We start from the raw sequence: 12153 nt of genomic DNA, 5'->3' as shown, positions 1-12153 counted from the left end.
CTTCGGGGAAAATTATTGAGACAGGAGATAGGAAAATCCGCGGAAGGGAGATGATTCAATTCCGTATCACGTCCCCCGAATTCACTGCCGGCTTTTGAACTTTCGGTGGGCGCCGTGAATGTGGCGGGCGAGCAACGGGAACCGCGACAGGAAGGGCAGGGCAAGCACCTTGTCGAAATAGAACTCGGCCTGCTCGTCCAGCCCCAGGCGCGCCGACAGCTCGGCGCCCAGGAAGCCGTTCACCACGACCGCCCGCTCCCCGAGCAGTTCCTGGCCCGGTCGCAGTTTCTCGCGCACCGCCTCCCAGCTCGTGAACCGCTTGCTGAGCGGGAGATAGGGGTGATACAGGCGCATGATGCACTCGAGGGCCCGGGTTTGATAATCTGTTTCCATCAGGGGTTTCCCCAGACGGCGGCACATCCAGGACGCCTTGAGATAGATGCCGGCCGCCAGGCGGTCGTATTCCAGCGGCTCCAGCTCTTTCGCGCAGAGAGCCGCGAGATCGAAGCTCCGCACGCCCTCGGTCAGCGTCCGCTCGTTCTGGAAATCCAGGTCGTGAGAGGCTTTGACGCGCTCCTCCAGCTTGGATTCCTCGAGAAACTTCGCGATGGTTTCCGGCAAAAAAGCCGCCCGCTGGAAGCGTCCGGCGAAATTCGCGTACAAGCAGGACGGGCAGACCACGATGGCGTAGGTTTCCGGAACGATGCCTTCCTTGCAGACCGGGCAGAAATCGGTGTCCGCCGTGTGGTATTCGACCGCGCCGGGCTTCAGCTGCTGCGTGCCGAATCGTTCCCTGCAGACGCCGCACTCGAAAAATATCACATGATATGGATTTCCCTGCTGTTCGGCCCCGCCGGCGTCGCCGGGAACGGGGCGCAGCGGGAACAGATACTCGTTTTCGACGATCTCCGGCTCCTCGTTGAGGGAACTCAGGGTCTGGACAAGCCGCGGGACGCTGAGTGGCTTCACCAGGATGCCGTTGGCCAGCTGGCCCATGCACTCCTCGGCGAGCTCGCGCGTGAAGCTGGTGGCGAGAAAGACGATCTTCACCTCGGGCGCCTCCTTCATGCCCAGAGTCGCAATCTCGGGCATGGACTCCTGGAAGCCGTCGAGGTCGATGAACCACGCGACGGTCGGCTCGGCGCTCGACATGCGCGCGATTTCGCGATAGCTCCAGGCGCGCTGGAAGCGGAAGCCGAACTCCTTCATCGTCAGTCCGACGAGCGTGGCGAGCGTTTCGTCCTTCGTGAGCAGGAGGCACTGCCTGGTGTCGCCCTTCTGGTCCGTTTTCGGCGCCGACCGTTCGAAGGCCGCCCGGATCTCGCGAAGGCACGCCAGCAGCGGCGCCAGCGCCGGACGGTTTTCCGGCTCGCCCCTCGTCATGCCCATCAGATGTTCGAGGAACGGGAACAGCGGATCCTGCGGCGTCAGTGCCTTCAGGGAGATGGTGTCCTCCGTGCCGCGCCCCGGGCGCGAGTGACTCATCTCTTTGGCGCCGGCCAGGCCGGAAGGGAGCCGGCCGAAGATCAGTTCCCAGAAAATGAGGCCGGCCGAGTAGATGTCGCTCGCGGCGGTCACCGGCCCGCCTTTCCACTGTTCCGGAGCCAGGTAGACGCCTTCGATCCCCGCCTTCTCCCGGGACATCTGGGCGACGGGATACATCGGGTATCCGCCGATCCGGGGCGCGTTCTTTTCTCCGACCATGATGAACGCCGGCTGGAGGTTTCCGTGAACTTCGCCGCGCTCGTGAATCGCCGAAAGGGCGTCGAGAACGTTCAGCATGAAGAGCGAGAGCGCGTCGTGGTCCTTGGCGAAGGTTTCCCCGACCTGGTCCAGCGGCCGGCCGGCCGGCAGTTCCATGGCCATGAGCCGGCGCCCGTCGCGCCGGTCGGTCTGGTGAAGCACGATCTCGCAGACGCCCGGGTGACGAACCTCGCCCAGCCGCTTCAGACGCTCGGCAACGGCGGTTTCGGGCTGCGCGACGGATCCACGGACGATCTGAACCAGCACGCGCGTGTCGGTCTTCGTGTCCCAGGCCTGGTAAAACTCGCCGAACGGCCCCTTCTGGACCAGCGGGCCGAGCGGGAACCGCATGGACAGAGCATTCGACCGTTTCAGCAGGGTTTCCTTCACGCTCTGGAGCGTCTGGATGACGTCGTCGATCTCGGGCCGTTTTTCAGGATTCTTGTCGAGCATCCGGAGAAGGATCTCGGAAAAGAGGCGTCCGACCTGACTTTCCTGGAGCAGATCGATCGGCACGGGGGCTGTCAGATGCTGCATGACGATCGCGAGAAACGCGTCGGACGTGTCTTCCGGGGCGACGAAGGGCGGCGTGCCCATCACCAGCTCCCAGAGAACGATGCCGAGCGAGTAGATGTCGGACCGGTATGTGATGTTCGGCCGGCCTTCGCACTGCTCGGGCGACATGTAATGGGGGGTGCCCAGCGCAATGCCGGTCTGGGTCTGTTTTTTCGAGCCCTTGGCGATGCCGAAGTCGACGATTTTCAAGTCGCCGGCCGCGTTGACCAGGATATTCGAAGGTTTGAGATCGCGATGGATGATCTTCTTCGCATGGACCGCCTTCATGCCGTCGAGGAGGTCGAGAAACATCCTGATCAGCCGCGTGGGATTGCGGGCCAGCTCGTCCTGAAAATCCATCAGGTTCCTGCCGGGAAAGCATTCCATGACCATGAAGGGAAGCCCGGTCTTTACGTCGGTCTCGAGCGCATATACCTCGACGATTCGCGGATGCCGGATGGTCGCCAGGATCTCGCCTTCCTGCCGGAAACGGCTCACGCCGGCCGGGTCATGCGAAAAATCGCGGTGCAGGAACTTCAGGGCGACCTGGCGGGACTTGCGCTCGTCGAACGCCTTGAAGACGGCGCCCATGCCGCCCTCGCCCAGCGTGGAAAGGATGTGGTAATTCCCGTTGATGATGGTCCCGATCGAAAACATGGCTCGTGAGTTCCTGTCCGGCTGATCCGGTTACTGGCCGCCCGCGCGGCAGACCCATGATAGCACAACCCGCCCGCCGCGACGCGACCGGTCAGCCGCCGCGCGGCGTCCAGCCCGCGGCATCGCACGCATCGAGCAGGGCCGTCCTGAACGCCGTCAGATCGGGATACCGCGCCTCGGCGAGAATCTTCCCGGGATCGGCCCCGGCTTCCACGGCCGGTTCGGCCAGCGCCCGGTCGATGACCGCGGCGATCTGCGCGGGAACGTCCGGGTTCCGCGTTCTGACGGGAACCGGAGGGTGGCCGGCGAAGACGCGCAGGAAATCGGCCAGCCCGGCGGGCCGCCCGGCCTTCCGGACCTCGTTCCGCAGTTCGGCCACCCCGTCGCGGGGCAGGCATCCCGTGAGCAGTTCGTAGAAAACGGCCGCGACGGAAAACACCTCGGACGCGGGCAGGGTTCTGCCGAACCAGGTGATGCGCTCCCGGGGCCAGTAGGGAGCCGCATCGTGATAGAGGTCGGACAGCATGATCTGCGAAAGCCCCGTCGCCTCGAGCCCGTGAAACAGCCCGAAATCCGCTACGCGGGCGCGGCTGTCGGGACCGCGCCCGGACACGAGGATATTGCTCGGCTTTATATTTCGATGATATATATCGCCTGATTTTGCTATCGCGTAGACCAGCCCGTCGAGCGTCTCTCCCATGATCGGCACCGCCTCGTCGGGGCCGAGCCGCCCTCCGCGCATGTTGAGAAGCTGCGCCAGGTTCCTTCCGTCGACGTATTCGCGTGCGCTGACGAACACGTTCCCGTCGCGCCAGACGCCGTACTGCCGGCAGAGCGACGGATGCACGAGTTCTCCGAGGGCTTTCGCGCGCGCCAGGAACGCGTCGGCGGCCTCGTCGGTGAAGACAACGTTCGGAACGAGGGTCTTCAGCGAGACCATCTCGCCCGACCGGACGTCGACGGCCTGGTAGACCACGCCCATCCAGCCGCGCCCGAGCTCCGGCCCGACCTGATACTGCCCGGCGAGCGCGGACGCCGCAAGTTCGCCCATCGAGGCCGTCGGGGTTCCCGCGAAGGGAAGCGCCCGCCGCGTCGTCGTGCGCCGCCGGGCCGTCGTGCCGGGAACGGCGCCCTCGTCGATCGACACCGAGATGCGGTTCTGCCCGACGACGATCTGGTCGCCGTCCGACAGGAACGTCGCCTTCGACGCCGGTCGGGCCAGTCCCCGTCCGGTAGTATCGCGCCCGCCATACAATCTGTCGTTCACGTACACTCCGTTCGTGCTGCCGAGGTCCGACAGCAGGACGAACGGCGGCGAAATCTCCAGGAGAAAGTGATGCCGCGACACGAACGGATCGTTCTCGACCCGCAGCGCAGCATCGGTGGCCCGTCCGAACAGGACGCACCCGGGCCGCTCGAAGGTCACCGCCCGCCCCTTGAGCTCCCCCTGGAGAACCTTCAGTTCGACGACCGCCACCGGCCGGTTCCTCCGCATTCTTCACGACATAGTCACCCGTATGGTGCGGCTTGCATCATATCACACCGCATCCCGCTGATGAGCGATGCGGCGGAAAAATCTGGTATCATGCCCCCATGAACAAGCGAAACAGGCGCGGAGCGCCCTGGCTGTACCTGATCCTGGCCCTCCTGGCCGCGATCTTCCTGTATCTGTTCGGCTGGCCGATCGTCAGCCGGGCGATTCTCCACCGCGGCGACGAGGCCCTCGAAGAAACATCCGGGCCCGCGAAACCGGCCGCCGGCGCCCCCGCGCTTCCCGGCGGCGACGTGCCCGACGAGCCCTGAGCCCGGCCTCTCGAAAGGAATCATCCGATGACCGACTCGAAAAAACGGTGGGCCGTGATCAGGCAGAAAATCTCGAAGGGCGACCTTTACCTCGAGGAAACCGTCGAGGTGTTCGACGACGAGGCCCGGGCCCGCGCGAGCCTCGAAGCCCGCCGGAAATCCGCCGGCGGCACCTTCCAGGACTGGGTTGAATACACCCTCCGCGAACTGAACCCCTGACCGTTCGCACCGCCGTGGTTTCTATACGTATTCATATACTTCACACCGCGGTCATGCCGGGCGGGCGGCCGGTTGCCCATTGCATGCCTTTCGACTACAATCGTCCGAGAACCAGCGAGCGCCATTCCCCGAGGAGAAAGAGAGCCATGTCGCCCCGTCGATCGCCCAAGAAGCCCAACAAGGTTTGCCGTCAGCGCATCAGGAACAGGTCATACTACCGGATGGTTTCCCTCCTGGAAGATTTGGTTCAGCCGGAACTCGCAGAATTCGGCCAGGTCAGGTCCGTCCAGAACGCCCTCTGGATGCACATTCCGCAACTCAATCTGACGAAAAAACCCGACGGAATGCACCTCGGCCTCTGCGTCTCCTCCGGCGACCGCCCCGTGATGGCGTTCGGCACCAGCCGCCTCGAAAACCGCGACTGGAATAGGCCGTGGCTGTTCCTGGTCGAACGGAACGACGCCCCGTTCCTCAAGCGCGCAACCCTGTTCCTGCTCAAATACAGGCTCCCGATCACCCTCGACGACATCTTCCGCAAACCCAACGTCCGGGGAACCCTCCCCCCGCACCTCAAAGAACAGCTCCTCGAAAAGCTTTCCAGATACTACGCCTCATCCGAGTTCGCGAAAACGCCCGGAGGCGCCTCATGAGCCGCGCATTTCTCGAATCCTTCAAGGCCTTCTTCCAAACCCGCTCCCTGCAAGACTACGAGACCGCCTACCTCGAGCTGAACCGGAGCGTCGAACGCTGGCTGAAGCGCCACGGCCAGCACAACCGCGGCGGCGTCAGCGCCGTCTCTTCCGATGCCGCCGGCGCCGGCGTCCCCGACCTCGCCAAAGACGTCGCCCAGGAAGCCTGGATGATCCTCTGCCCGGTCTCCCCGGCCCGTTCGCGCGCCCGCACCGTCATCTTCGAACCCGACCGCCACCCCGACCTGTTCACCCGCTTCCAGCGCGGCGACGCCGTTCCGGCCATGATCGGGTATCTCAACAAGGTCATCCGGACCGCCGCCGACATGGTGTCGACCGAGAAAACCATCCTCAATTTCAGACGCCTCAGCAGTGCGGTCCAGACCAGGTTCCGCGACCTCGGGAAACGGCGGATCCTGAGTTGCCGGAAAACGTTCTATTTCCTGCGCGATGCGAAACCCACCCACCGCGACCCCTCCCCGGACGAAGCCGTTTTCGCATCCCTGCCCGGGTTCTTCCGGCGGCACCGCTTCTGTGCGACCGCCACCCCGACCAAATGGCAGTATCCCGGCCTGTCCGAACTCATCGCAGACTTCTGGCAACAGACCTTCGCGAAGCTGATCGAGCTTTCCGCCGGCCACATGACGAACCTGCTCGACGCCCACTTCGGAATCCTGCAGACCGGCATTTCTCTCCAGGAGCCCGGCTCCGACGACGACGCCGATGATATCACCCCCGTCGAAGCCGAGGCGAGCCAGCGCCGCCACAAGCTCGAGGACAACCTCGGCTACACCCAGGAAATCCTGATCGAGAACTGGCTCGGGCGCAGCATCTCCCACGCCTGCTGGCGCCTGCGCGCCAACCCCGAGGGCGCCACGCGCATGTTGCTGGCGGGCGCGCTCGATCTCTGCCGCATCGCCCCGGAAATCGCCGCCCACCTGCACCTCCCCCCCGCTTGGATCGAACGCATGCGCGGCCGGCCGAATTTCGGCGAGGCCGCGATGGAATTATTGAACCTGGAGGAAGTACAGGCCTTTGACAGGTTGAAAGCCTTCCATCTCTTCTGTCAGGACCGCCTCGAAGACCTGACGGGGGCGAAGGTGGTGCGGAATACCCGCAACGAGGGAAAAGTGTTTGCGAAGTCGGATGACGGCGTCAGGCTGGATATCGCGATGGTTCGTCTGCATGCGAAGCTGTTCGAGAAGTTTCTTCCGGTCATGCGCGACTATGCGGAGCAGGCCGAAACGGCCCCGCCGGACGACCCCGCGACGCCGCCCCGACGATCGCGGGCCCGGAAGGAGAACGATCGATGAACTGCCCCAGCACTGCAACAATCACGGCCTTTCGCCGCGGAACGCTCGGCGCCGCAGAGACCCGAAAGCTCGAACGGCACCTGCAATCCTGCCCGTCCTGCGCGAACCTCGCCAGGCTGGCCATCCCACAATGCCCCGAAGAAACCAGGCGGCGCGCCGAAACCACCGCCCGCCTGCTCGCCGCTCCGCGGCCCGAAACCCTCGCCGTCGGCCAGCTCTGGTCGCTGGTCGTGCCGGGGGCCGACCCCGAGTTCGGCGTCCTCACCGGCGACGAGCGCGGCTCGCTCGACCCCAAACGCCCCGACATCCGGGTCAGCTTCGTCACGGTCGAGCCGCGCCCCGAGAACCTCAGCCCCGACGACGTCGTCGGAAAGGCCGCCGATTCCCCGCTCGAGCGGCCGATCCTCGTCGAATACTGGAACGAATGGCCCGTCGCGGCAAGCCGGCTCGCGCACTGCTTCGGCGAAATCTCGGCGCCGCTCCGAAAAAGCCTCCTCAACCGGCTCGCGGGCGCCGCGAACGCCGCATCCGCCGCCGTGTCGCCCCTGGTGCGCATCTTCCGCGACTCCCGCATCAGGAAAGCCTCGATCTTCCTCACCGAAACCCTCGCGACTGCACTGGCCGACGACGCCGCCGGCCCCCTCGAGGCCGTGTATGAGATCTCCCCGCCAGCCAACGAACGGCTCCCGATGTCCGGGACAGATGCCCCCGGACCCCTCGAGGACGTATACGAGATCTCCCCGGCCAACGAACGGCTCCTGATGACCGCGAAAGACGCTCCCGGCAAAGTCGAGCACCCGCTGGTCGGGCGCCTGCTTGGCGACCTGCGGAAAAAAACGCCGACGGTGGCCAGGTTCCGCCGCTCGGCCGGCGGCATCCGCTTCACCACACGCCGCAAAGGCGAAGAATTCTCGCTGACGATGCTCGACGCCCGCGGGAAGGTCCTCCTCCGCCGCGACTCCCGCAACGGCGTGCTGGACCTCGTTCCCGGCGGAGACGGCTGGGAAGAGGCGCTGAAGGCTGAAAAGACCCTGAAACGGCTGAAGATCACTCCGAGGTGATCCCGTGAATTCCGAGCTCCTCGCGACCTGCCTCGCATCCGTGCGCCGGCTCTGGCACTGCCCGCTCGCCGATCCCGCCGACGCCGAACCCCTGCTCGGACGACTCGAAGCCGAGGGAGAAGCCCGTCTGCGGAAGCATCTCGGCGACCTCCTGCGCGAACGCCCCGTCATCCTTCCCGGCCTCGCCGGCATGGTGCCCGACCGGCTTTCCGACGATCAGCAGGACATTCGCTTTGACCGCATCGGCGACGAAGCCGACCGGATGCTCCGCCATCCCGACCTCCTCAACATGACGTCCGACGCGACCCGGAGCCTGGGCGAGGCCTTCGCGTCGCTCGAACTCGAATGCGAAGACATCGCCGCCCGCCTGTTCGAGATCGCCGAACGGAAACAACGCCTGGAAACACGCACCCGCTCCGAACTGCGAGAGACGGGGGCCGGACACATGCCCCACCTGCTGATCGTCCGCCCCCAGGGCCGCTGGAAAACGGTGCTGACGGGCCCCCTCGTCACGACGTCCGACGAACTGCTGAGCCGCCTGTACGCCGACTGGGTGTCCCGCGCGGACCCCGAGTTCCGAGAGTCGTGGAAAACCGTCGAACGCCTCATCGCCGCCGATTTCGGCCCCGAACTCGCCGACGAGCGCCCCTTCCTGGTCTACCCGCCCGCCGGCCTGCTCGAGATTCCGATCAAGGGCCAATCGGCCGGCCTGGCCCTCTGGTTCACCCTCTGGCTGAGGCTCCAGAACCGCTCCCTGCACTGCCCCGTCGCGATGACCGGCCGCGTCACCAGCGACGGCCTCATCGAAAAGGTCGGCGACGTCCGCGAGAAGGTCCTCGTCGCCCTCCAGGGCGAGTATTCCGTCGTCTTCATCCCCGAAGACAACCGCCAGGAATGCCTCGACTTGCTCAAAACCAACCGCGTCCGGCCCGTCTCGAAGCTCCGCGACCTGGAAGCCTGGTTCCACCTTTCCGACCCCGTCGCCCGCACCGGGCGCGAACTCGAAACGATCCACGCCGGAAACCGCGCGCGCCGGTATTTCAACAGCATCGACGCCGACGAGCGCGACGCATGGTTCCGCAGTATTCTCGCGTCCGGGCATTGGACGACCGTCTGGGAGCGCTCCCGCGAACTCGTCATCAAGCGGCCGCGCGGCGGCCGGGCCGCGACCTGGACGCTCTGGCTGGAGTTCCTCCGCGACTGTTTTCTCCGCCTCGGGAAGAGCCTCGAACCGGCATCGGAACCCCGGCTGTGGTGCGAATGGTTCTCGGCGGTCCTCCCCGATCCGGTGGCGACGGCCTTCCTGCCTCTCGCACTGGCCTGGTTCGGCGATCGCTCGGGAGTCTCCCTCGACCCCGTCTATTACCGCCTGGCGAACCGGGTCTTCGCCCACGACCCCGACCATCGGTTCGCGATGCACCTCGGCAACCCCATTCTCGACCCCCGCCATGAGGGACTCTGGGCAAGCCCGCAGTTCCGGCGACGCTATCCGCTCCTGCTCTGGAGCCACCTCTCTGAGCCGCTCCTGGCGATCGATCTTCTCCTCTCCCTCCCGAAGCCCCACCGCGACGAGCTGAAATGGATGGATCTGTTCCTCGCAGAACTCGGAAATCCGCAGTTTTCGGCCGACTCCTATGCCGCCTCGACCGACGAACATCGGCGCCGGTTCGGCAAAACGATGCGCCGGCTTCTCAGGGCCGTGATGACGAGCGAGATGCCCGAATGGCTCCCGACCTTCGCCGAGCGACTTTCCTTCGACGACCGGGTGGCGCTCCTCTGGAGCATCCGATACCGCCTCCGCAAGGCTCGCCATCCGCGGACGGCGGTCGTCGATCGCCACCTGCGCGCCCATTGCGCCGCAATCCAATCCGACCACACCGGTGAGACGAAGAAGCCGCTCGTCGCTCTTCCCGTCGTCAGGACACTGCTGAAAACCTCCTGCCCGGGGAAACGGCGGCTCGCCGAAATCCTCGAAGGCCTTTCCAAAGCCGTCGCAGACGCCGGCCGCAAGACCCTCAAACCTCTCGAGAAGGCCGTGAAAATCGTGCTGACCGAGGCGGAAAACCGCCCCATGCACAGTTCCGGGGCGGGTCTCGGCCTGAACCGCATTCCGGCCGCGATACGGCGGTTCGAACGGGAACGGGAAAAGGAAACTCGTCGATCCGCTCTGCCGAAAGAGGTGTCCGACGTGACGAACGGAATTCTTCACGCCGCCCTGAGAGGGATATCCCCCTGGAAACCCGGCACCGGCCGACCGGAGTCGGGGGGCAACGCTCCGACCGACGGGAATACGGCGGCGGAAGACTGGGCGTTCCTGGGAAATCCTGCGCTCGAAATCGCACACGGCATGCTCGGATGCCAGCGCTCGAAACCTTTTTCCTCTGAAGCGTTCAAGCGTTCGTTCGAGAGGCTCGGAACGTGGACCCTCCTTCGGGGGGGGCACCCCGGAGCCGTGTTGAATCACGGGGTTCTGTGTCACTGGATGGGAAGCGTCGCCGGGCGGATGAAACGGGCTCTTCCGACGGACGTCGCGAAGACGATGAGCCCCGCCCAGGCCTTGCCCTTCCTCGCGGGCTGTCTGCGTGAACGGCCGAACGCGAGACCGGCGGACCTGTTCGAAATCGTCGAAAAGGCCCTGCCGCGAGTGACGTGGCGTGACGCTTTGTGGTTGGCGTGCTTCGAACCCGGCCGGTTTCCGTCCTGGAACGTTCTGATCGCGGAACTGGCCGAACGGCAGAGCGCCCACCTCGAATCATTGCGGGCCGGAAAGGTCGATTACCAGGCGGAGCATGCCTGCACCCTCGCGATGATCGCCTGGACCGGCTGGGATGCGTGCCTCGACGCACGGCTCAGGGAGGTCGTTCGAAGAGAAGCCGGGAACTTCGAGCAGACCTTCGATTCTCCCGAAACGAGCCGCAAAATGATTCAGGCGGTTCTGCCGTTTCTGCATCTGCGGGGCATCGGGTCGGGAAAGACTTCCCAGTCTTTTAGGCGGCTCGTTGCCGCGCTCGGTCGCGAAGCGGGGTTTCCTCTGCTCGCCACCGCCTACTTCGCGGCCGTACGCCCCTGGGAAAAACGGCGTTCCGAGACCCCGTTTCACCCACGCATCCCCGATCGCCTCTGGACGTCGGCGTACGAACGAAGCCTCTTCGTGACGATCGGACTCGTCGAGCACGCCCTGCACGGCGATGCCGATCGTCTGCGCCGTTACCTGCTGACGGATGTGCTCGACCTCCCCAACTCCTTCTTTGCCCTGGATCTTCTCTCGAACCATCCCCGACACCCCAAATCGAATTTCCCCATCCCCCGCAGAGTCGCATCCGAACATCGTAGGGGCGGATCGTGATCCGCCCGGCTTACGACCTGCCCCTTTTCTTCGCTTTCGTAAAAAATTCGTGCTGCTCGACAACGTGTGGTATACTGAAAACGGAAGAGGAAAAACCGCCCCTCCCGATCATTGAGAAGAGAACCCCAGAGGGCCGCAATCGTGAACCGGTTGACGAGCACCTCCCACCCCCCTCGCAAACCCGCTGTTTTCGTCGAGGTACTCGGAAAATGAAATCCGCTTCCAGTGCGGTTTTCCGACCCTTCAGGGGGGTCCGGCTGAATTTTCAGCACTTTTTTGAGGGGGGTGCTCGGAAACCGCCCCACCAGCCCTCACCAGATCACGATCCTCAGTCCAAGGGTCGCATTCCCAACCCCACCAAATCGGGGATTGAAACATACGCGCATCTCATTAATAGAAACAAGAATGTGTTTGTGTCGCATTCCCAACCCCACCAAATCGGGGATTGAAACAATTTCCGCTCGAACCGCTGGTTATACCCCCGTTTCTGTCGCATTCCCAACCCCACCAAATCGGGGATTGAAACATCTGCCGTCGAACACATAATCATTGTGTCCGTAGACGTCGCATTCCCAACCCCACCAAATCGGGGATTGAAACAAATATTCTCACATCACTCCCTCCTGTCGTGTATCGGGTCGCATTCCCAACCCCACCAAATCGGGGATTGAAACCAATCTCAAGAAGCGGGGAAGGCAGATTTATATTTTGCGTCGCATTCCCAACCCCACCAAATCGGGGATTGAAACATCCTGTCCGTTCCCTCC

General features: G+C 64.4%; 8 protein-coding genes and 1 CRISPR repeat array. Of the genes, 6 read left to right on the top strand and 2 right to left on the bottom strand.

All coding sequences use genetic code 11. The annotated features are described in order from the left end of the window. Positions 1 to 81: 81 nt before the first annotated feature. The gene (locus PLU72_09920; GenBank protein HOT28497.1) at positions 82 to 2955 is read right to left on the bottom strand and encodes a DUF2225 domain-containing protein; all 2874 of its coding nucleotides are present in this window, start codon (positions 2953 to 2955) and stop codon (positions 82 to 84) included. A gap of 91 nt (positions 2956 to 3046) precedes the next feature. Continuing rightward, positions 3047 to 4432, bottom strand: coding sequence for an FHA domain-containing serine/threonine-protein kinase (locus PLU72_09915; GenBank protein HOT28496.1), 1386 nt, complete (start codon positions 4430 to 4432; stop codon positions 3047 to 3049). A gap of 116 nt (positions 4433 to 4548) precedes the next feature. Here PLU72_09915 and PLU72_09910 point away from each other — a divergent pair, with 116 nt between their 5' ends. The 6 genes from PLU72_09910 to PLU72_09885 all read left to right on the top strand — a co-directional run bounded on the left by PLU72_09910 (position 4549) and on the right by PLU72_09885 (position 11386). Next, positions 4549 to 4758 (top strand): hypothetical protein, encoded by a 210-nt coding sequence (locus PLU72_09910; protein HOT28495.1) that lies wholly within the window; start codon positions 4549 to 4551, stop codon positions 4756 to 4758. Between the two features lie 27 nt (positions 4759 to 4785). After that, complete coding sequence (locus PLU72_09905) at positions 4786 to 4977, top strand: hypothetical protein (protein HOT28494.1); 192 nt, start codon at positions 4786 to 4788, stop codon at positions 4975 to 4977. 146 nt (positions 4978 to 5123) lie between these two features. Next, the gene (locus tag PLU72_09900) at positions 5124 to 5627 is read left to right on the top strand and encodes a hypothetical protein (protein HOT28493.1); all 504 of its coding nucleotides are present in this window, start codon (positions 5124 to 5126) and stop codon (positions 5625 to 5627) included. Beyond that, entirely contained in the window at positions 5624 to 6979 is a 1356-nt protein-coding gene (locus PLU72_09895; protein HOT28492.1) for a hypothetical protein, read from the top strand. Before PLU72_09900 ends, PLU72_09895 begins: the two co-directional genes overlap by 4 nt. After that, positions 6976 to 8040: a zf-HC2 domain-containing protein gene (locus tag PLU72_09890; GenBank protein HOT28491.1), complete on the top strand. Its 1065-nt coding sequence runs from the start codon at positions 6976 to 6978 to the stop codon at positions 8038 to 8040. Before PLU72_09895 ends, PLU72_09890 begins: the two co-directional genes overlap by 4 nt. A gap of 4 nt (positions 8041 to 8044) precedes the next feature. Continuing rightward, positions 8045 to 11386: a hypothetical protein gene (locus tag PLU72_09885; protein HOT28490.1), complete on the top strand. Its 3342-nt coding sequence runs from the start codon at positions 8045 to 8047 to the stop codon at positions 11384 to 11386. 339 nt (positions 11387 to 11725) lie between these two features. After that, positions 11726 to 12136: direct repeats of the CRISPR family, unit length 38 nt; unit sequence GTCGCATTCCCAACCCCACCAAATCGGGGATTGAAACA. Between the last annotated feature and the right edge of the window lie 17 nt (positions 12137 to 12153).

The organism is Candidatus Ozemobacteraceae bacterium (assembly GCA_035373905.1).
Classification (GTDB): domain Bacteria; phylum Muiribacteriota; class Ozemobacteria; order Ozemobacterales; family Ozemobacteraceae; genus MWAR01.
This window is presented reverse-complemented; position numbering and strand designations above follow the sequence as displayed.